Here is a 19,931-nt window from a genome sequence, read left to right as displayed (position 1 = left end):
CGAGGAATGTCCGGGATAGGCTCGGGCCGCGGTGTAACAGCGACGAGTCGGGACCGGAGATGCCTCGAAACAGACGTCCTCGAGATCGCGAGGAGAAGCGGGCCGAGATCGTGGCCGCTGCTCGGCGGTTGTTCACCGAGCAGGGCTACGACGCGACGTCGATGACACGGATCGCCCAGGACGCGGGCGTGGTGTCCAACACGCTGTACTGGTATTTCCGTGACAAGGACGCTGTGTTGATCGCGGTGCTCGATGAGGTGCTGGCCGAGGCGATGGATCGCTACGGTGCTATGGGCGCCCGCGATGTGGTCGATCGTTTGCTGTGGGTGGTCGGCGAGTTGGAACAGGCGAGCCGGTTGGTGACCACAGTGCACGCCCGAGCCAAGGAATCGCAGTCCGTCCGGGATTGGCACGAACAGTTCCACACGGTGGCCGAGGCGTTGTTCATGGTCGATCTGGCCGAGATCGGGGTTGCCGAGGACGAGCTGGCGGCGATGGTCGAGATCGGGGTTTTCGTCGTCGAGGGATTGCTGATGCACCCGGGGGAGGACTCCCGCAAACGTGCGGTGATCGAGACGCTCCTGCACAGTGCGCGTGGCATCGCCGTTACGGCCGGCTGACCGTTTCCGATCCGGTCTCGACGATCGCGCCTGCTACGGCGCGGTGGCCGCGGCGTCACCGAATTGTGTGGCCAGGAAATGGATCTGGTCGCTGACCGCCCGTTCGAAGACCGGGCCTACATAGATGTCGAAGTGGTCACAGGGATAGGTCCGGACGTCGACATGGGCCAAGCCTCCGGCGCGGCGCAGTGTGGTTTTCGCGGGGGCCGCGGCATCGTGGTCGCATACGCACAGCAGTGTCGGTGTGGTGGTGCGGGCCATGGCGCGCCCGGGCCGATACAGCGGCAATCGTAGGACCAGGCGGGCGGCGATTGCGTTGGCGGCGTCGAAATCGCCGTCGGCGCCCCGCAGGACTCCCCACATGCTGTCACGGCCCACCATCGTCGGGTGCTCGGCGCCGTCCTCGACGGCGGTCATGACGATGTTCTTCGACACCTGCGCCCGAAACGAGGGCAACCGTGCCAGTAGCGTGCTGGTGCGCCGGGACAACCGGGTCCCGGCAGGTAGCAATTCCGAAGCTCCGGCGACCGCATCGGGTGAGGCCACGAACGCCGGCATCCACGACGCGCCCGCCATCGGCACCAGTAGTGGCTTCGCGCCGATCCACGAGCCGACGGTGTCGACTACGCCCAGTGCGGTCAGAGCCACCGCACTCAGCGGTCCGGCCCGTAGCCGCGACCGCAACGAGGCCGGTCCGTCGGTGAACGGACACTGGGCCACCACCGCCGCCACCCGCGGATCCCGAGAAGCAACCTGCAGCACGTGACCACCGCCGAAAGAACTGCCCCACAACGCAATCCTGTCGGTATCGACCTCCGGCAGCGACCGCGCATATGCCAGGGCGGCATGCCAGTCGGCGAGCTGTCTGCCGATATCGAGCAGTTGGCGCGGTGCACCTTCGCTGGCACCGAGATGACGGTAGTCGAACACCAGCACCGACCAACCCGCAGCGGCGAAGCGCTCGGCGAAGGCGTCCAACCGCATCTGCCGCACCGCACCCAGCCCGTGCCCCATGATCACCAGCGGACGCCGCGACACCGAACCCGACGGGCTGTACAGCCAGGCCGCACATCGCTGTCCCCCTGAGATGAAGGAAACATCATGCCGACCGAACTGCAGTCCCTCTCCCATCCGAGCGCTCGATTCGCCATGGTTCACGATATTTCCCTCCGCCTATCTGCCCGGACGGTTTCTTGGACGACACCCAAGAAACTTGTTCCGGCCACGATATGGACTTCTTGATTGTCAGTCAAGAAAAGGCGACCGGGCTCGCCGGGGCGGTAGTAGCGGCTGAGGTCAGCTCCGGTCGCGCGACGGCGAGGCCGTCGAAAGCCGCGCCATCAGACGTACGGTTCGGGTGGCGCTGCCACGGCCGTCCTCGCCACCGGGCCTCCACCCACGGCTGGGACGAGATCGCCAAGGCCGGCCCCTGAACCAGCCGTCGGGCAAAGGGAGGGAAACACCGGCTGCCACACATCCGCGCTCGCGGCGGTGGTCACGAACAATGGAACCCCGAACGCGCCGATCGCTGCTCGATCGGGACCGTCGCCGGGATTTCCTGGGGTTTGCGAGAACCGGATCTCTGAAGAGCCAGGCCGGCCGATGTGTTATGGCGTCGCAATACATTACGGGTCATAGCGAAAGCTGCGCTGGGGCTGGTGCCGCGTGGTAATGGCGGATTCGCCAGTTGTGCTCGGCATACTGAATGACCAGGGACAAGCAAAGCCGGCGAGGCTCGTCTGTGGGCGAGGTGAATTCTGCCTCTGCGAAAGCGCTGAGCGTTTCCTCGCCCAACCTGATCACCTGCCGTAGGTACTACGAGGACCAGGGGTTTGCTCCGACCGGCGCGTCGCTCCAACGGCTACCGCGACTACACCGAGTCCGATATCACCACGGTGGCGCATATCCGATCGCTACTCGCCGCGGGCCTGACCACCACCGTCATCGCCGGGATTCTGCATTGCGTACACGGCGAGGCCGAAGAACTCGCACCGTCACCGTGCCCGGGAATGATCGCCCAACTGCGCCGGGAACACGCTCGGATCGAGCACGCCATCACCCGGCTCCAGGTATCTCGGCAGGCCCTCGACACGCTCATCGCCGCCGCCGTCCCCGCACGGCGTGGTCAGGAGGAGTTCGGCCTGGGGATGTAGATGCCGGCGGCGCGGAGTTTCGTCTCGGTGAGCGCGGTCAGCCGGGCCGAGATCGGTGCCTGGTCTTCGCGGTGGTTGTTGATCAGCCGGTACTGGGTGGCGGCGTTGGCCCAGATATGCGGGCCGGTGGGATTGTCCAGCAGTGCGGGGTTGGCCAGGTAGTGGTCTGCCATGGCGGCCGCAAGTTCTTCGATCCTGGGGTCGTCCGGCTCCCAGCTCTCGGCCTCCGCAGCGCGTTTGGTCAGGTCGATGTACCCGGGGTCGTCGAGCCGGTGTTCGAGCTGGGTCAGGAAACCGTCGAAGCCCTCCGGGACCAGCGCCCGGGTCAGTACCAGGGCCTCGCGTTGGGCTGTCACGTAGTCGGGACCGAAGCCGAGACCGGACATGCGGTCCAGGATCGCGCAGGCCCGGTCGGGTAGCAGGGCTCGGTTGCTGTCGGCGAGCCGGTGCAGCGTGTCGCGCCGGGCGGACAGGTCCGCGATCTGATCGGTCAGGCGCCGCTCGGCGGCGGCAAGAGCGGCGGCGAACTGTTCGGCGTCGGCGTCGAGCACAGGTCCGATCTCGGCCAGCGGTACGCCGGCGGTGGCCAGTGTCCGGACCTGGACCAGCTGCAACAACTCTGCCGATCCGTACCGCCGGTAACCGGAGCTGTCGCGTTCCGGCTCCTCGACCAGTCCGAGCTTGTGGTAATGCCGGACCGTCTTCACCGTGACGCCGACGAACGCTGCCGCCTGCCCGATCGTGACTCCGTGCCTCATCTGTTCATCCTGTCGTGTGCTCGTGCTCGGCGACTACGCACACCGTCGCCGAGCACGAGTATGTGGACGAGTCGTGCATTCAGTCCGCCGGTTGCGCCGGTTCGGTGTGTCCGGCGCAGAACACCGCGTCGACGAGTATTTGCTGGGAGTTCCGGAATGCGGCTGCGAGGGACATGTCGGCGTCGTCCACGTAGTTCAGGGCCGCGGTCAGGGTCTTGCCGCCGTCGGGCGTGCTGTACATCAGTGCCGCGGCGCCCACGTTGCCGCCGTTGTGGGAGATGAGGGTGCCGCCGTCCTCCGTGGTCACCACGAATACGCCCAGGCCGTAATCCATGTTCGGGATACCCGTCGGTTGCGGTGTGCGCATTTCGGCCAGCACTTCGGCCGGCAGGAGCGTGCCACCGTTCAGCGCGGCGATGAAGGTGTGCAGGTCCTGGGTGGTCGAGATCATGTCTCCGCCGGTGGAGACCCAGGAGGGGTTGTATCGGGTGATGTCGATCGTCTTCTGCCGGCCGGCGTCCTCGTACCGGTAGTAGGTGTGCGCGTGCGGCTCGGGGATCTCCGGTGAGGCGTCCGGCACCACGGTGCCCGCCAGTCCGAGTGGCCCCAGAATCCGCCGCTGCATCTCCTCGGCGAGCGAGCGGCCGGTGACCTTCTCGATCAGCAACCGGGCCAGCACATAATTGGTGTTGGAATAACTCCAGCCCGCGCCCGGCTCGAACCGCGCCGGCCTGGACAACGCCAACTCCACCAGCTCCTGCGGCCGGTAGGTCCGGAACCGGTTGTCCACCCACTCTTTGCCCGTGGCGCCGAAGGGGACAGGGACCCCGTGCACGACCGTCCCGTCGGCGTACACCTCGCCGGTGAAGTTGAACACCCCGCTGGTGTGCTGCAACAGCATCCGCACCGTGATCCGCGTATCGAGCGGGAACTCGGGCAGGTACTCCACCGCCGGGACATCCAGTCCGATCTTTCCCTCAGCCGCCAACTGCAACACCAGCGTCGCGGTGAAGGTCTTGGTGTTGCTGCCGATCCGGACATGCCCGTCGATCGGCGGCTTCGCGGTCCCGCCCAGCTCGGCTACCCCGGCACTGCCGACCCATTCGCCGCGCTCGTCGTGCACGCGCAGCGTGATACCGGCTACTCCGGAATCGACGATCTTCTCGATCGCCTGCTGCAGCTCCGGGCGATCCGGCCCGGTAGCAGCTGCCACTACCGGGGCAGCCCGCAGGGCGCTCTTGTCCTGATCGGAAAGGGTGTTGGACATGGTGGTTGCTCCTTCGTGCCGGTTACGTCCGAGTCGGCGTCGCGCCGCTGCGCCGAGCTTCCACCCTGACCTACGGTCAGCCTCAACAGTGATCCAGATCACTATCGTTCGATGTGGTAGCCACTTGGAGCTGTTGGGTCGCCGCACCCCAGCGGGTGAGGGAAATGGATCTTCGGGCGCTGCCAGGTATGCGCGGCACGATCCGTGTAGCTGCCCTGGCAGCGGATATGTTGCCGGAGACCGGTTCGGGCGGCGTCGAGGTGCATGTGAAACACATGGACGGCCCGCTGTCGGTGTGTTGGAGCCGTACACGATGGTCGGGGCCGAGGTGACGGTCGCACCCTTGGAGGCGTTTACAGCGCAGCGCGCCCGTGTGATGAACGCCCGAGCCTCCCAGGACGCGCGGGTCAGCCCTTGTCGTATCGGGAAACAAGCGGGCACGCGGCGCCGCAAACAGAATGCTGAAACACTTCACCCGTGAGGTCCACGATCTTCCTGGTGCGGCACGCTCAGTCTGTCTCTCCCACACCGAACGGGCCCAACGAGTACCAGCGGCCGTTGACCGACATAGGCAGGGCCCAGGCGAACCAGCTCGCTGGTTCCCTCGCCGAACTCGACCCCAGCGCGGTCATATCGAGCCCTTACCTGCGCTCGGTCCAAACCCTCGAACCTGCGGCCCGGCAATGGAACCTACGGATCCACACCGACCCGCGGCTACGAGAGTGGCATTCAGGAGTCGAACCAACTCCCGACTATGCGCGCCATTACGCGCAGAGCTGGGCTCACCCGCAGTGGTCGCGCCCGGGTACCGAAAGCCTGCAGGAACTCACCGAGCGTGCGGTCCACACACTGACCGATATCGTCGACGGCCTTCAGGGGCGACCTGCCATCATCGGCAGTCACGGCACGTTCATCGCGCGAGCGCTGATCGGGCTCGGTTGCTCTGGCGTCAGCTGGGCGTTCCAGCAGACGATGCCGATGCCTGCGGTCTACCGGCTCGAGTTCGGCGGCTCAACCGTTTACGCGGCCGGGCCAGGCCTCTGACCCGAACAACGAATCCCGGGACGGGCTGCAGCGCGCGCCTACGGGTGCGGACCATCGATGCGGGCAGGCTAACGTGGCTACCATGCCCAGGTTCGCGGTCGGGTCCACGGTGCAGCGACGCGAAGTCTTGCACGACCGTATGTGGATGACGATGCCGGTACGAGTGATCGCCGATGATGATGTCCTCGCCGTCTGGATCGAGGACGGCACCCCGTTCACGTTTCCGCCGCATCCCTTCGGTCCGCATCCGTGGTCAGGCCAGGACCGCTGGGCCGGCAGCAATGTGTTGCAGCTGTACCGGCCCGGCGACGCCTACTCGGTGTGGGCGTTCTTCCGCCATGGCCGGTTCGACCACTGGTACATCAACTTCGAGAAGCCCTTCCACCGCGGCGCCGGCTACTTCGACACCGACGATCACGGCCTCGATATCGTTGTCGGGGACAGCGAATGGCAGTGGAAAGACCGGGACGACGTCGCGAAGCAGGTTGCCGAGGGCCGGCTCACCACAGAGGAAGCCGACGAGGTGTGGCGCGAGGCAGAGCGCGTCGCTTCCGCACTGAACCACGGGGACCGCTGGTGGATTCCGCGGTGGCAGGACTGGCAACCCGAAGCCCCTGGTGCGATTCACTCGACGTCGGCAAGCAGCCCCTCGAAGTGAGGCACGGCGCGGATCGACCGCGCCGGCGATGCACAACACCACGGTGTCCATGAATGGGTGGTTATTCGACGGGCCCCTCGCCGTAGAGCATGTCTTCGGCTCTGCTTACTGCTGCGGTGAGGTCTTCGGCTCGCCGCGCCAACGCACGCGCATGTTTCTCCGGCCCCAACCGGAGGATCCGAAATCTGTCGGAGCTGGGTGAGATCGTATGGCGGTATTGCCCGACCGCGAAGGCCCAGAGAAGGACTCGATGAATTCCGAACGCACCGTGGGTGAGGTCGTGGACCTGATCGTCGAACTCGGTCTTGTCGACCCCGACACCCTTCCGACCTGCCTGGTGAACTCGCGGGACGAGCCGCTGAGCTACTACGAAGACACTGAACAGGCCGCCGTGCTCAGCCTGCTCTTGGACCTGGGGATCGGCTACATCTTCGACCACAAGGCGTTTCGCCACATCAACACGTACACCGACGAAGAGCGGCGACAACAGTACGAGTCCGAACTGCAGTCACTCGCCGCCTGCAGTCGCGGCATGGTGACCATCGGCAACGTCCGGCTGGTCGAGGGTGACACGACATGGGAGCTGCGGTTCGACTGCAACGGCGCCACCGAGTGGTGGCCGGTGTACCCCGGCCACGAGCAGGAGAACATCGAGGCTTCGCTCGTCTTCGCCACCTACCTCTCCGGCCTGACCACCGACCTCGTAGAACAATTCTGTTCCGTGGACTTGGACTCCTACGACGAATACCTCAGCGAGGTAATCGTTTTCGGGGACCCGCAGGCTCTCGGTAGACTGGGCGCCCAGTTCGGCCTGACATTCGAACTTCCGCTATAGATGGTTCAGGCCCCGACGCGGCCCCATTCGGGGCGCATTCGATTCCCACCCCCATAGTGCCGTCGAAGTTCACGGACGCTCGATCTCGAAACCAGCCCCGACAGCCGTCGGAATCGATGGACAACCGCCGTCTCTATCCATGGACGTAGCCACCGCCCGGCTGTGGTGACGCCGGAATCGGCAACCACGGGCGTTAGGTCGGCGTGCCTCCCTGGTCCTTCGGGCCCTGAAGTTGCCGCGATGCTCGGGCGTCGTCGATCGCGGTCGAAAGGTGAGGCCAGGAGTTCGCCATCTCCAGCAGGTCCGGGGTGTTCAGGGCATTGCCGATCGGTAGGTCCGGGTCCGGAAGGAAGTGGACTGTTGTTCCGGTCGGGCCGGTGGTGTCGACGGGCAGGAGGTCACTCACCGGGATGCCGTGTTCGTAGCGCTGGGTCCAGGCGCCGGTGCGGCGGCGGTTGGTGTGGACGAGCCACGTGCTCAGGGCTGAGACGACGGAGATACCGCGGCGGGGGTGCCGGTCCGGGAGGGTTTGCGTTTCGGGGTGGTCGAAGAATCGCAGGTCTTTCGTTGACATGATCGGTTTTTTGATCGGGCGCCCTCGGTCATCGGTCCGGGTGTCGGTGCCTCGGCCTTCGTCGGAGACCGACACCGAACCGTCCGGATGCAGGACGATGAGGCACCGACCGCTGCCGGTGGCTTCGGCTTCGTCGGCCGCGTAGGCGACGACCTCGAGGATCAGATGTGGTAGGCCACCGGGTGCCATGGTCTCCGGGTCGCGGCGGATGCGCTGCACATGCGCGGTATCCACCTCGGTGGCCCAGTTATGTGTTGTGCTCGGCCATTCGGCTCGCTGCGGCGTGTTCACCAGAGAAGTCTGGGTAGTGGCTGCGCCTGTGGGCAAGGTGTGCCGAGCTCTGCGGTGCGATCGGTCATGACGGCGGCTTGCTGACCCCCGTCCTACTCCTGATGCCCGAGAGAATGTGCGAACTGCGCGATGACGTGGCCCTCGGTTCTCGGTTCGGATACGTTGGAGGAGAACAGTTTCGGAAGGATTCTGATGACCACGGGGGATCTTCGACTCGCTCGTAACCGTCCTGTCGTCGCAGGCCAGGGCCGATCTCTGAGACCACCGCCCTCGCCCGAACCGGTTGCTGAGCCCTCTCGGTTGAGCAGGTTTTTTCACTGGCCGGGCTGGGCGAAGCTGGGGGCGATGGCGACCATATTCGCGACGCTCGGTGCGTCGGTGGCGGCGGTCGCCGCGCTGTGGTTCTCGGGTGAGTCGCTGAAGGTGTCCAACGACCAGCAATCCCTGGCTCAGCGAACCGCGACCACCGACCGTTTCCGGCTCGCTGCGGAACAACTGGCTTCCGACAAGATCAACGTCCGTCTCTCGGGGATCTATCTGCTCGAACAGCTCGCGAAAGACTCACCGGGCGATCACCCCACCGTTTTCGCTCTGCTGAGCTCGTTTCTTCAGACCCACGCGCACAACGCGGCATGTGCCAGGTACTTCACCGATGTTCCGGGGGTAGAGCCGCCGGGCTTCGATCCCGCCGCCCCCCGAAAGGCCTTACCTGCCGATGTCGAAACGGCACTGACGGTTATCTCGCGCCGCGATATCACACACGATGACCCGGTGAACGCACTGAATCTCGGCCGGGCCTGCTTGCCCGAGGCCTGGGACTCCAGGAAGTCAGGTCCCGGCAGTGCCGCGCCGCAGCTTGCCGGCGCCAACCTGACGAACGCCGTCCTTGTCGGCGCATACCTCGACAATGCGCGCCTCACCGAAGCGAATCTCTCCAACGCGTTCCTCACCGTCGCCGCCCTCGGCTCCGCGGAGCTCACCCGTGCGAACCTCGTCGGCGCGGAGCTGTTGTCCGCGAGCCTCATCCAAGCGAACCTCACCGAGGCCGACCTCTCCTGGTCCGACCTCTCCGACGCGTTCCTCACGGGTGCGAATCTCACCCGAGCCGACCTCACCCGTGCGAACATCTCCGGTGCGGACCTGGAAAACGCGAACCTCACCCGCGCGAGCCTCTCCGAAGCGGACCTCACCGATGCCGACCTAACCGGAGCGAACCTCACCAACGCATTACTCGAGGGTGCGGATCTCTCCGGTGCGGACCTCAGCGGCGCCTCCCTGAACGGTGCGGACCTCACCGGAATCAGCTACGACAGCAGCACGAGGTGGCCGGAAGGGTTCGTTCCGGCGCCTTCGGAATGACGACCAGGTATCTCTTCAGCGATTGATGCACACAGGCCGGGCCGTCCGGACTCGGTGAGTTCGAGGGCCACCGCCCGGCGAGTCCATCGGGACGTCGCCGGCCTGCCGGTGGTCGATAGGTGGGTGTCAGTCGATCCGGAGAGGCAGGGTGAGGTGGCGGCGGACGAAGAGGCTGGGTAGCCATCGCGGCCGAGCGTCTTCGTCCAGGGTGAACCGGCGGGTGTTGTCGAGCAAGGTAGTGAGCGCGGCACTGGCTTCGAGCTTGGCCAGTGCTGAACCGATGCAGTAATGGGCGCCTTTGCCGAAGGCCAGGTGGGTGCGTTGGTTCGGCCGGTGCAGATCGAGGGTGTCGGGGTCGGGGAAGGTGGCGGGGTCGCGGTTGGCGGCGCCCCAGAGCAGCAGCAGGTGACTGCCCGCCGGTAGGTCGAGGTCGCCGAGGCGGGTGTCGGCGGTGACGTGCCGGTGGTGGCCGCGGAACGGTGACTCCAGCCGCAGTGTCTCGTCGAGTAAGGCGGGGATCAGGGCTGGTTGTTCGCGTACCTGCTGTTGAAGTTCGGGGTCGGAGGCGAGTATGCGGGCTGCGTTGGCGATGAGCCCGGCGGTGGATTCGCCGCCTGCCCCGACGAGCTGTATGAGGATCAGGACGGCGACGTGGTCTTCGACCTGGCCGGCGCGGGCCCCGGCGGCAAGCACACCGAGCAGGTTGTCGTCGTGTGCGCCGGGCTGTGCCTTGGCCGCGGCGAAGGCGGTGTGCAGGTAGCCGGCGAGTTCGGCGGCGGAGGTCATCAGTTGCGGTAGACGTTCGGCGGGAACGACTCCGCCCAGCATCTCCGTGGAGTCGTAGGCCCAGCTCAGCAGTTGGGGCCGGTCGGATTCGGGAAGGCCGATGAGGTCGGCGACGACCGCGAGCGGAAGGCGATCGGCCATGCCGGTGGCCCAGTCGATGTGCCCGGCGCGGACTTCCCGCCGCCATAACCGGTCGACCAGCGCATCGACCGTTCCGCCCAGGGTGCGGATTCGTTTGGCGAGAACGGGCGCGACCAGTTTGCGGTGCGCCGCATGGACCGGATCGTCGGCCGTCGCCAACACATGCACGGCCTGCCCGCCGGCGTCGATATCGAACGTCGCGGCCGACCCGTCCGGTTCCCGGACCAGCACAGCGGTCAGGTTGGAGGAGAAATCCGTGGTCCGCGCCGCGGCTTCGATGAGCAGTTCCCCGGTGGAGACCAGGAAGAAATCGGTGCCCGGTACCTGATACACCGGTGCCTGCTCGCGGAGCAGCCGATACAGCGGGTACGGGTTGTCGAGGTGGTCGGGATCGAATACATCGATCGCCTGTGCCGAGGTCATTGTTCACTCCGGGGGTCGGTGGCCGAATGTGGTCACCAGCGTCGATGGTGAGTGGCACTCGGAACAATCACCATCTCGAACTGAGACATGATGTATCCCCCGCGGATACAACTTGCCGGCGCTTCTGAAAATCACACCGATATGACCTGCGAAGTTCTGAGATCAAGGTTGGACAGTATCGTATTTACGTCTCATGATGAGACGGTGCGGCCAAACTAGGATGGAAGGGTCGAGTAGGTGAGAAGTGGTGTGGATTGGCTCGCTGGAGGTGACCGTCGCGCGATCGCTGCGGACCGGATCGAAAGGACCGCCGCGGCCCTGTTCCTCGAACGGGGCATCGACAACGTCACCATCGACGATATAGCTACCGCGGCGGGGTGTTCCCGTGCGACGCTGTACCGGCATGCCGGGGGGAAGACCGAGCTCGTCCATGCGGTGCTCGCGAAGGCCGCCGCGACGGTGGCCGAGCGGGTCACCGTGGCCATCGAACCTTTCCAGGGATCTCGACGGATGGTGGAAGCCGTTCTCGCCGCCGTGGCCGCCATCCGTGCTGACCCCACGCTGAAACAGTGGCTCACCCGGCACCGATCCGCCGCTACCGACGAAATACTTTCCACCGCACCGGAACTGAGCAATATCGCATCCACTCTTGCCCGGATGACGCCGGACGCCGAGGCGGCGCAATGGATCGTGCGGATCGTGCTCGCACTACTGGCCTGGCCGCTTCCCGATTCAGCGGCCGAACGGCGCATGGTCCAACGATTCGTTGCCCCGGTGCCCGACCTCTGATGAATTTCCCGTAGAGCATCGACCGGCGTTGCTGCGGCACCCGCCTTCCCGTAACACAATCGATGTCACGACACCAAAACCTGCGGATACGACCACTTCCCGATCTGCACCGCCGCCGATATCCACCTATAGGCGGCATCAGACATCACCGATTGCGCACGCTGGCTCCACCGCGAAGGTCGGCATCGCGTACTCGCCGTTCTGCACCGCTGTGCTCGGTCCGTACATCCGCAAGATCAGGTAAGCGTCCTTCTCCGGAATCGGCAGGAAGTTCGGGTTGTCTGCATGGGTTGCGGCGTCGGCGCCGAGTTCGAGTGTGTAATAGCCGTCGATATCGGGGACCGGGGTGCGGTCGCCGCGGCTGTGCCGGTCGACCGCGTTGTGCGCCCATGAGCCGGTCATCGCTGCCGTAGACGGTGAACGACCAGAACTCACTGACCTCCGGGGGTAGGAAACGCGCGTGGTAGGTCTTGCCACCAGACCCGTTGATCGGCAGCCCGTCCGATCCCGTGCTGATCGGCACCTTGCGGGACGCCACGGACTTGCCGATCGGCCGTGGTTACTCGCGCTTCAGTCCGTCCAGAGCCTGCCGGGCTTGGTTTCGGGCGATCACGCCGAGCTCGTCCGGGCTGGGCAGGGACTCGCCGTGCTGGCGCAGGATGGGGATTCGTACGCGCAGCGAGACATTGTCGTCCTGCACGCATACGACGTAGTCCAGTCCGGTGGTATGAGTGGTGTTCCCGGTCGCGGTGTGCCAGTAACCCTGGGAGCCGATCCCGGTGACTTCGCCGGAATGCACACCGGGCGCGGTGGTGTCCTCGTGTTTCCACTCGTCATAGGCGGGTGAGGCTCCGGCGGCGGTGAACTCGACCTGGAGATCGATGGCCGCTTGATTCCAGTGGACGCCGTCACCCGATTGGCTTTTGTAGCTGAACTGGCATGACAGACTGCCGGGATCGTCATCGCTGGGCGGAGTTTCGTGATGGTAGGGCGCTCGGTCCGGTGTGGACGACCACTTGTGCAACGGGGTGGGATCGACCAGGTCGCACGCATCGGTGATCCCGTTCATCGAATACGTTCCCGCAGCCGCGGGCGTTGTGGTGGTGGCGGCACTGGGCGGCCCGGCCGGGGCACTGGAGGATGCCGCGGCAGCGGCGGACCGGGGTTCACTGCCGCCGCCGGCGATGAGGACACCGATCACCACACCCGCGGCCAGCACCAGCACCAGCCCGACGACACCGGCGGCGATCAGGCCCGCTTTGCCTGGGCCGGGCGGTGAGGGCATGAACCGCGGTGGCGGCGGCTGGTATCCCTGTCCGGGCCGGACGTGCTCTGTGACGTGGTCTGTCTCGTCGCCTTTCGAGAAATGCGGTTGCTGTTCGGTGGGGTCGGCGGTGGCTGGGAGCGGCCGGCCCGGTTCGTGTCGAGGGTCCGTCATCTCTTGCCGCCCCTCGATTCCTCGACGTGCTCCCCGCCGACCTTCCGTGCCGCGCCGATCCTACTGCGGCGTTGGCCGAGTAGCCGCTGAAAAGTCTTCACCAGGCCGATCTTCCTAGTTCTGTCGCAGGCCGTCGAGCACCTTACGGGCCTGGGCCCTGGCGACCGTATCGAGTTCGTCGCGACCCACCACGGGGGAATCCTTCTCCCAGGAGAGTTCGATCTGCACCTGCACCGCAGCACCACCGTCCAAGATGCACACCCCGTATTCGGCGTCGACGATGCCACCGAAATTGTCGGCTTCGAACTGCCAGTAGCCCCGGGTGCCGATTCCGGTGAACGAACCGGACGTGACCTCCGATCCGTCATCGGTGAGTTCGGCGGTCGTGCGTGTGCAATGGTCGTACTTTCGCGCGGCGGAACCGTTTGTGACGTCGGCCCGCACCCGCATCATGGCGGTGTTCATGGGAAATTCGTCGCCGGTCGAATTGTCGTAGTAGACACTGCACTGCAGGTTGCCGAAGTTGCCGGAAGCCGAGGTTTCCTCATGTACAGGATCGGCGCGCGGCGTGGACGCCCACCTGGTCAACGGCGTGGGGTCGACCAGATCGCACGCATCGGTGATCGCCTTCATAGAGTAGGTCGCAGGTTCCGGGGTCGCGGTGGGGACGCTTTCGCTGTTTCGGCTGCCCAGGATCACACCGGCCACCACGCCGACCACCAGCACCACCACCGCCGACCCGACAGCACCGACGACGATCGGCCCCGATGTTCCGCGCCCGGTCGGTGGCGGCGGATACGCCGGCGGCAGAGGCTGCTGCTGTGGCCGATGCCCTTGTCCCGTTTGCCACACAGGGAAATCAGTATCTCCCACACTCGGCCGGTCACCGGATCCGTGCGGAGAACCAGTCATCAGCGTCACCCCTCCGGGCTCGGACGGGCTCTCCCGACCAGTCATGGACTCCGGCCCGGATTATAGTTGCCCGGCAACGGCATGTTTGTCTCTCGCTGCGTCTTCACCGTGCCGAACACAGACAGACCCGGTCACTCCCGCCGTAGGGTGGGAGACTCCCGTCTGCCGGCCACTGCGAGCGTGAACATGGCGGCGACCATCATCCATCCGGTGGCCGTCGTGTCGAAAACGCTGAGCAGAAAGCCCGCGATCATGGCACCGAATGCAACCGCACCGTCGGTCAGCATCGACACCACGCCGACCGCTCGGCCCAGGACTTCCTCGGGAATTCGTTCCACCCGAAACAAGGTCAGTGCCACATTCACCACGACGCCGACCGCGCCGATACCGAACCAAGCCGCACCGACCACCAGCGGGTGTGCACTCAGCGCGATGGGGATCATCAATCCCGCCCAGCACCACAGCGACCAGCGATACAGCTGCTGCGCGCCGAATCGGTTCGCCAGTCCGGCCGCAACGGCGGAGCCGATGATGCCGCCTGTGCCGGCGGCGCCCAGCACGACGCCGGCCACCCAGACGGGCCGCTCCGATCGTTCGATATCGACGATGATCAGGAGGATGACGACCTGGATGACGATATTCGACAATCCGCTGATCACGGTGGAACTGCGGAGAAAAGGATCGCTGAGGACCAGCTGAGTCCCGGTTCGCAGCGTCGCCGGGGCGGGTTCCGGTACCTCGGGATCACGGCGCCGCCGTGCCGGGGCAACCTCGATCGAGGACAGGGTGCACAGGCAGACGAGATAGGTGACGGCGTCGGCGGCGAACGGCACCCATCGGGCGATACCGTACGCGGCCGCGCCGACGGCCCGGCCGAGGACCAGGGCAATAGGTTGTTCGGCCTCGAAGAGCGAGAATGCCGTCGGCCGTTGCGAGATATCCACGATATCCCGGATCATGGCCAGCTCGCTCATTCCGAAGAATACGAAGGCGGTGCCTTCCACGAAGGCGGCGGCTATAAGAAGCAGGCCCGGCTCGGGCAGATCGAGTGCGACGACCAGCCAAGCCGAGCCGGCCGCGATGAGCCCAGCTGTCTGGCAGACGATCATGATGGTCCGGCGATCCCACCGGTCGGCGGCGATTCCGGCCGGGACCTGGAACAGCAGGGCAGGTAGTGAGATCGCGAATCCGACCCATCCGGCCAGCGCCGCCGACCCGGTTATCGCAAGTGCCAGTAGTGGATAGGCGATGCGGACTCCGTGGAATCCGATGAGCGAGATCGCGTTCCCGGACCACAGCAGTACGAAATTCCGGTTCCCGAGGACGCCGGAACGGCTCATCGGCCCGTCGCGGCCTGCAGATCGGCCCGGATCCGGGACTCGATATGCCGGATCAGCTTTTCGAGATCGGCGCAGTACACCGATGGGTTCCGGAACCCGCTTCCGGCCCGGTAACGATGAGCGTAATGCCCCGCACCGCAGACACGGTGGATCGGACAGGCGCGGCACTCGGCACCCAGCGCCTCGACACCGATCTGCCGAGCGATCACCGCGGGTTCGTGAATCGCCCGGTCGAGCGCGTTCCCGCCGGTTCCGCCCTCGATTCGGGCGGCGCCCGCAAAGGCCGATTTCAAGGCATCGACCTGTTCCAGGCTGCCGTCGGTTTCGATCACGGCGAGCTGGACCGGCGCGAGGCCCACCGACTCCGAGGCGCCGGTGCCGCCGAACAGCAACTCGATCACTTCGTCGAAGAGCCTGATGCGGGTCTCGGCGACAGGGGCGCCATACCAACGATCGAAGATCGCGATGAGCCAATCGGCGTACGGCGCCCGGGTCCGGTCGGTGGTGCGTCCCGGGGGCGGGGTGGACCAGTTGCCGTGGGGTAGGAGCAGATCCAGGGCGGGCGGTCCGAAGTCCAGCAGCGCCTCGTAGGTGTCGAGTGGATCGTTGTCGATATCGATCGTGCAGAGCAGGCCCGAGTACAGGTGCCGATATGCAGGCTGGGTCAGGAGCTGGAGTCCGGCGCTGACATCGGCGTAGCTACCGGCACCCCGGCGGTATTTCCGGTGCCGGTCGTGGCCGCGCTCGTCACCGTCCAGGCTTACGCCGATCTGCACGTTGTGCCGAGAACAGATATCGAGGAATTCGGTGTCGAGGAGAACGCCGTTGGTCTGCATCCCGAGCCGGATTCGCGTTGCCGGTTCCACGATCTCGCGGGCACGTCGCGCGAAACGTTCCAACGACGCGCGCCCGACGAGCAGCGGCTCGCCGCCGTGGAAAACCACGCTCACCTCGGGCAGCGCGAAGTGCGCGGCGTGGTCGCGGATCATCGTGCAGGCGTAGTCGAAGATCTGATCCGACATGGTTCTGGGCTGGTCTTTCCAGCTCTGATCCGACATCTCGTAGACGTAGCAGTAGTCACAGGCGAGATTGCACCGGCTGTGGATCTTCACGACGAACTGAGTGAACGGCAGACTGTGCGGCCGGGCTTCGCGGATTTCCCGGGCATGCCGCTCGCCGGCCGGCCACTCCTCCGCCGGTGTGCCCTGGGTGAATTCCACGCTCGCGTTCATACCGACTTCCTCGCAGTTTCCGGCGTCCGGTGTCCCGGCGCGGGTGCGCGCCGGGACGGGATGTACAGGGTTCAGACGCCCGGTTCGATGAACGAGTTGAAGTTGCCCTTGTTCTCGATGAAGGAATTGAAGTTTCCACGGTTACGTGCGTCCGAGGAGACCAGATGCGCACGCAGGACATCCGGTACGGACGCCGATCCGCTCCACTGTGCGCTGAGCTCGGCGAGGCCGGCGCCGGCGGCGGCGCCCGGAAGGGTAGGAAGGGGCATGATATGCCTTTCTTTGAGTGTTGCCGGACGGCCCCCGCGCTGGTTCGTACATCGCACAGCTGTCTACTGAGCGGCACGGAAGTGGGAAGCTTGCCCGAATCGGTTGGGGCCCATCTGCGGCCGGGAATGTTGTGGTGTCCGAGCGTCTGCGATGTAGCGCCCATCGGCAACGCTACGGCGGTACTTCCGCCGGCGGTATCGGTCGTTCGCCCATTCGTCGGATCGGTCGTATCGGACTGTTGACCGGGCCTGCCCTCAGACGTTCGATGGATCGTCGAGGCCGAGTGGAAGCCGAGCCAACGCACGTCGATTGCTGATACCGAGTTTGGGAAAGGCGCGGTAGAGGTGATGAGAGACGGTCTTGGGACTGATCTGCAACCGAGCGGCGATCTGCCGGTTGGTTGCCCCGCCGGCAGCGAGCCGTACGACCTGTAACTCTTGCGGAGTCAACCGTGCGGATACGGCGTCCGCGTGGCTGTCTGTTCCTTCGCCTGCCGCGCGCAGTTCCGTACGCGCCCTGTCGGCCCACGGTAGGGCGCCGAGACGGAGGAAAGTAGTCATCGCCGCTTGGAGTACTGCACGTGCCTTCAACGTGAGGCGCTCACGGCGCAGCCATTCGCCGTAGAGGAGGCCGGTACGGGCATGGTCGAACCAGCGGTGCGCCTCGGCGTGCAGGGTCAGTGCCTGTGCGAATGCGGCCCCGTCCTGCTCGAGTACTCCGCGGCAACGGAGGAACTGCGCTTCGATCCAGGATGCGGAGTTGGCGGCATACCACCGTTCCAGCAGCGACATCTGTTCGGCAGCCTGCGCCGGATCGCACCGGGCCGCCGCTTCGATGTGATCGCTGATCAGCGGAATCCAGCAGCCGATTGCCCGGTCTCGATGGTCGGACGCCGTTTCGAAGTGGGCCATCGCCGCCTCATGCCGTCCGTAACCCAAGTCGAGGAGGCCCAAGGCCCACCGGGCGTTCACCGAGCTGGTCGTATCGAAGCGAGAAGGTGCCCCGGGAAGATTCTCCTCGGCAAGTCTTCGGCAGAGGTCGTGTTCACCACGCACGGCAGCGAGTACCGCCAGTCCGGCACCGGCGCGACCGGCGCGGTCGGGTTGGCCGATCTCGCGGGCCGTCCGAAGACTGTCGGAGAGTGCGGTTTCCGCCTTCCGGAAGTGGCCGAGCAGTGTTTCGACAGCGCCGAGTGCGATACCGACGATTGGGAGACGCCCCGCCATCCCGCGCTCGCGGCACAGGGTGTTCAGTTCGATCAAGTCGGCGCGAGCATCGTCGATCTCACCCGCGCTCATGGCTTGTACGGCGAGGACGAACCGGATCGAATGGTCCTCGGCAAACCGGGACCGGCCGAGGCGGAGGGCGCTGCGGACGGTACGAACCGTTTGCGCCGGGTCTCCACTGCCATTGTGGAGAGCGATCTGGCCGTCCAGGACGGTCAGGTATCCGTGGCGTCCGGCACCGAGGGCAAGGGTTTGCACTTCGGCCCTGGTGGTGAGCATCCGGGACGGATCCGGGTCCGGCCACACAGCTCCCGCCGCGTAGAGGTGCATACGTGCCGCGGTATCCGGATCCGCGGGATACAGGTGTGCGGCACGAGTGAATGCGTCGTACGCGCCGCGCGGGTCCCCCTGGGCGGAGAGTATTCGGCCACGTGCCGCGGACAGGCGTGCCCTGTCCGCGTAACCGCCCTCGTATGTAGCGATCTCATCTGCCAAGCCGAGGGCACGGTCGGCCTGCCCGGCCTCGATATTGGCTTCCAAGGCCGCCAGCAGCCGGTCGTGACGAACGTCCTGGGCGGACGAGAGGCGGCCCGCATGTTCGGAGGCGATTGCCGCGCGCCGGTAGTCGGTCTTGCTCCGTGCGTTCTCGGCGACCGCGTCCAGGGCGATTGCCGTGGCTTCGTCGGGTGCGGTCGCAGCGGCGGCCAGATGCCAAGCCTGTAACTCGGGGTCCTCGATACACGCCGCAATGGTGGCGTGGATGAACAGTCGCATGCTGTAGGGAGCCACCCGGTAGGCGGCCGCTCGTTCGAGCGGATGCCGGAAAGCGATCGAGTATCCCGAAATGCCGACGACGCCGATTCGTTCCGCGGCATCGAGCGCCGCGGCGGTCGAACCGAGTTCGGTGAGTACGCGCACGGCGACGCTCAGACTTCCACTGCAATCGGCGGCTACGACCAGCAGGGCGATCCGGGTGTCCTCGGGGAGGGCGACGATATCGCGTTCGTACTCGCGTTGCAGGTGGCCGGTCAGTGCCAGCGGTCCCAGCGTAGGGAGGTCGCTGTTCGCGCCGGGCAGTTGGAGCAGGGCTGACGGATTGCCGGCCGCGGTGTCGAGAACTCGTTCACGTGTGTCGGCCGGCAGCCCGGGAAACCGCTCGAGCAACAGGACTTTCGAGTCATCTCTGCTCAGTGGCATCAGCACTTTCTCGGGCAGTCCGTAGGTATTGCCTCGGGTACGAGAAGCCACGAGTACCGTCACCCGGTGCGCGACGAGCCGGCGTGTGGCGAAGGCGAGTGCGTGCATCGAAGGCTGATCCCACCAGTGCGCGTCGTCGATCAGGAGGAGTACCGGGCGTTCGGTTGCGAGCCCCGACCAGAGCGCGAGTAACCCGAGGCCTACCTGGTGGCTGTTGTCGTCCTGCTGGAAAGGGCCGGTGCCCGCCGCCGTAGCCGAGGCGGCGCGGACCGGCTCCGGTACTGCTCTTACCGCGTCGGGTATCGGTGCGAGCAGCTGGTGCAGACCTCCGTACCGCAAGTCTGCTTCATGCTCGGTTCCGCGGCAACGCAGAATGATGCACTCTTCACCGGCCGAATTCGCGGCATGCTCCAGGATTGTGGTCTTGCCCTGGCCGGGTCCGCCGGTGATCAGTAGTGAATTGCCGCGACCTTCTCGACTGTCGTCGATGAGTGCTTCGATCTGTTCGACGACATCATCTCGACCGTGCAGCACGCGGCCAGCCTGCCCTTCCTGATCGAGGGGTCACCGCTCGCGCCGCGGCGTTGGACGAGGGGAGGGTCCCTCGACCCGGATATC

Annotated in this window: 19 protein-coding genes; 7 read left to right on the top strand and 12 right to left on the bottom strand. The window is 65.8% G+C overall.

The window, feature by feature from the left end; all coding sequences use genetic code 11:
* Positions 1-59: 59 nt before the first annotated feature.
* Positions 60-620 (top strand): TetR/AcrR family transcriptional regulator, encoded by a 561-nt coding sequence (locus QH195_RS10710; protein ID WP_280435230.1) that lies wholly within the window; start codon positions 60-62, stop codon positions 618-620.
* Positions 621-653: 33 nt separating this feature from the next.
* Here QH195_RS10710 and QH195_RS10705 read toward each other — a convergent pair whose 3' ends face one another.
* Positions 654-1,751, bottom strand: coding sequence for an alpha/beta hydrolase (locus tag QH195_RS10705; protein WP_280435229.1), 1,098 nt, complete (start codon positions 1,749-1,751; stop codon positions 654-656).
* A gap of 701 nt (positions 1,752-2,452) precedes the next feature.
* On the opposite strand from QH195_RS10705, the gene QH195_RS10700 reads away from it, so the two are divergent.
* Positions 2,453-2,773: a MerR family transcriptional regulator gene (locus QH195_RS10700; protein WP_280435228.1), complete on the top strand. Its 321-nt coding sequence runs from the start codon at positions 2,453-2,455 to the stop codon at positions 2,771-2,773.
* On the opposite strand, the gene QH195_RS10695 is transcribed toward QH195_RS10700, so the two are convergent.
* Together QH195_RS10695 and QH195_RS10690 are read right to left on the bottom strand one after the other, a co-directional pair.
* Positions 2,746-3,531 (bottom strand): MerR family transcriptional regulator, encoded by a 786-nt coding sequence (locus QH195_RS10695; RefSeq protein WP_280435227.1) that lies wholly within the window; start codon positions 3,529-3,531, stop codon positions 2,746-2,748. The genes QH195_RS10700 and QH195_RS10695 overlap by 28 nt on opposite strands.
* 79 nt (positions 3,532-3,610) lie before the next feature.
* A complete protein-coding gene (locus QH195_RS10690) occupies positions 3,611-4,798 on the bottom strand; it encodes a serine hydrolase domain-containing protein (protein WP_280435226.1) in 1,188 nt (395 codons plus the stop codon).
* 477 nt (positions 4,799-5,275) lie between these two features.
* On the opposite strand from QH195_RS10690, the gene QH195_RS10685 reads away from it, so the two are divergent.
* The 3 genes from QH195_RS10685 to QH195_RS10675 all read left to right on the top strand — a co-directional run bounded on the left by QH195_RS10685 (position 5,276) and on the right by QH195_RS10675 (position 7,335).
* Positions 5,276-5,842: a histidine phosphatase family protein gene (locus tag QH195_RS10685; protein WP_280435225.1), complete on the top strand. Its 567-nt coding sequence runs from the start codon at positions 5,276-5,278 to the stop codon at positions 5,840-5,842.
* Positions 5,843-5,924: 82 nt separating this feature from the next.
* On the top strand, positions 5,925-6,500 hold the full coding sequence (locus tag QH195_RS10680; protein ID WP_280435224.1) for a DUF402 domain-containing protein: 576 nt from the start codon (positions 5,925-5,927) through the stop codon (positions 6,498-6,500).
* Between the two features lie 250 nt (positions 6,501-6,750).
* Positions 6,751-7,335: a hypothetical protein gene (locus QH195_RS10675; RefSeq protein WP_280435223.1), complete on the top strand. Its 585-nt coding sequence runs from the start codon at positions 6,751-6,753 to the stop codon at positions 7,333-7,335.
* Positions 7,336-7,528: 193 nt separating this feature from the next.
* Here the strand turns inward: QH195_RS10675 and QH195_RS10670 are convergent, their stop codons facing one another.
* Positions 7,529-8,200 (bottom strand): hypothetical protein, encoded by a 672-nt coding sequence (locus tag QH195_RS10670; RefSeq protein ID WP_280435222.1) that lies wholly within the window; start codon positions 8,198-8,200, stop codon positions 7,529-7,531.
* Positions 8,201-8,545: 345 nt separating this feature from the next.
* On the opposite strand from QH195_RS10670, the gene QH195_RS10665 reads away from it, so the two are divergent.
* Entirely contained in the window at positions 8,546-9,559 is a 1,014-nt protein-coding gene (locus QH195_RS10665) for a pentapeptide repeat-containing protein (protein WP_280435221.1), read from the top strand.
* Positions 9,560-9,685: 126 nt separating this feature from the next.
* On the opposite strand, the gene QH195_RS10660 is transcribed toward QH195_RS10665, so the two are convergent.
* Positions 9,686-10,909 carry a cytochrome P450 gene (locus QH195_RS10660; RefSeq protein WP_280435220.1) on the bottom strand — a complete coding sequence of 408 codons (1,224 nt, stop codon included), beginning with the start codon at positions 10,907-10,909 and terminating at the stop codon, positions 9,686-9,688.
* Between the two features lie 249 nt (positions 10,910-11,158).
* Here QH195_RS10660 and QH195_RS10655 point away from each other — a divergent pair, with 249 nt between their 5' ends.
* Complete coding sequence (locus tag QH195_RS10655) at positions 11,159-11,698, top strand: TetR/AcrR family transcriptional regulator (protein WP_280435219.1); 540 nt, start codon at positions 11,159-11,161, stop codon at positions 11,696-11,698.
* A 138-nt stretch (positions 11,699-11,836) separates the two neighbouring features.
* Here the strand turns inward: QH195_RS10655 and QH195_RS10650 are convergent, their stop codons facing one another.
* The 7 genes from QH195_RS10650 to QH195_RS10620 form a co-directional block, all read right to left on the bottom strand.
* Positions 11,837-12,100, bottom strand: a complete 264-nt coding sequence (locus QH195_RS10650) for a DUF1214 domain-containing protein (protein ID WP_280435218.1) — start codon at positions 12,098-12,100, stop codon at positions 11,837-11,839.
* Positions 12,101-12,257: 157 nt separating this feature from the next.
* Positions 12,258-13,136, bottom strand: a complete 879-nt coding sequence (locus QH195_RS10645; RefSeq protein ID WP_280435217.1) for a hypothetical protein — start codon at positions 13,134-13,136, stop codon at positions 12,258-12,260.
* A gap of 114 nt (positions 13,137-13,250) precedes the next feature.
* Complete coding sequence (locus tag QH195_RS10640) at positions 13,251-13,988, bottom strand: hypothetical protein (protein ID WP_280435216.1); 738 nt, start codon at positions 13,986-13,988, stop codon at positions 13,251-13,253.
* A gap of 191 nt (positions 13,989-14,179) precedes the next feature.
* Positions 14,180-15,388: an MFS transporter gene (locus tag QH195_RS10635; RefSeq protein ID WP_280435215.1), complete on the bottom strand. Its 1,209-nt coding sequence runs from the start codon at positions 15,386-15,388 to the stop codon at positions 14,180-14,182.
* A complete protein-coding gene (locus tag QH195_RS10630) occupies positions 15,385-16,620 on the bottom strand; it encodes an FxsB family cyclophane-forming radical SAM/SPASM peptide maturase (protein WP_280435214.1) in 1,236 nt (411 codons plus the stop codon). Before QH195_RS10630 ends, QH195_RS10635 begins: the two co-directional genes overlap by 4 nt.
* A 71-nt stretch (positions 16,621-16,691) precedes the next feature.
* Positions 16,692-16,889: a hypothetical protein gene (locus tag QH195_RS10625; protein WP_280425151.1), complete on the bottom strand. Its 198-nt coding sequence runs from the start codon at positions 16,887-16,889 to the stop codon at positions 16,692-16,694.
* 255 nt (positions 16,890-17,144) lie between these two features.
* Positions 17,145-19,847, bottom strand: coding sequence for an AAA family ATPase (locus tag QH195_RS10620; protein ID WP_280435213.1), 2,703 nt, complete (start codon positions 19,845-19,847; stop codon positions 17,145-17,147).
* Between the last annotated feature and the right edge of the window lie 84 nt (positions 19,848-19,931).

The organism is Nocardia carnea (assembly GCF_029868855.1).
In the GTDB taxonomy this organism is placed as follows: domain Bacteria; phylum Actinomycetota; class Actinomycetes; order Mycobacteriales; family Mycobacteriaceae; genus Nocardia; species Nocardia carnea_A.
Note: the sequence above shows the minus strand (reverse complement) of the source record. Positions and strands in the feature narration are given on the sequence as shown.

Coding starts and splice junctions, on each gene's coding strand:
- QH195_RS10680 (WP_280435224.1), top strand. CDS start 5,925: ATGCCCAGGTTCGCGGTCGGGTCCACGGTGCAGCGACGCGAAGTCTTG.
- QH195_RS10690 (WP_280435226.1), bottom strand. CDS start 4,798: ATGTCCAACACCCTTTCCGATCAGGACAAGAGCGCCCTGCGGGCTGCC.
- QH195_RS10645 (WP_280435217.1), bottom strand. CDS start 13,136: ATGACGGACCCTCGACACGAACCGGGCCGGCCGCTCCCAGCCACCGCC.
- QH195_RS10635 (WP_280435215.1), bottom strand. CDS start 15,388: ATGAGCCGTTCCGGCGTCCTCGGGAACCGGAATTTCGTACTGCTGTGG.
- QH195_RS10695 (WP_280435227.1), bottom strand. CDS start 3,531: ATGAGGCACGGAGTCACGATCGGGCAGGCGGCAGCGTTCGTCGGCGTC.
- QH195_RS10660 (WP_280435220.1), bottom strand. CDS start 10,909: ATGACCTCGGCACAGGCGATCGATGTATTCGATCCCGACCACCTCGAC.
- QH195_RS10710 (WP_280435230.1), top strand. CDS start 60: ATGCCTCGAAACAGACGTCCTCGAGATCGCGAGGAGAAGCGGGCCGAG.
- QH195_RS10625 (WP_280425151.1), bottom strand. CDS start 16,889: ATGCCCCTTCCTACCCTTCCGGGCGCCGCCGCCGGCGCCGGCCTCGCC.
- QH195_RS10630 (WP_280435214.1), bottom strand. CDS start 16,620: ATGAACGCGAGCGTGGAATTCACCCAGGGCACACCGGCGGAGGAGTGG.
- QH195_RS10650 (WP_280435218.1), bottom strand. CDS start 12,100: ATGACCGGCTCATGGGCGCACAACGCGGTCGACCGGCACAGCCGCGGC.
- QH195_RS10665 (WP_280435221.1), top strand. CDS start 8,546: ATGGCGACCATATTCGCGACGCTCGGTGCGTCGGTGGCGGCGGTCGCC.
- QH195_RS10675 (WP_280435223.1), top strand. CDS start 6,751: ATGAATTCCGAACGCACCGTGGGTGAGGTCGTGGACCTGATCGTCGAA.
- QH195_RS10705 (WP_280435229.1), bottom strand. CDS start 1,751: ATGGGAGAGGGACTGCAGTTCGGTCGGCATGATGTTTCCTTCATCTCA.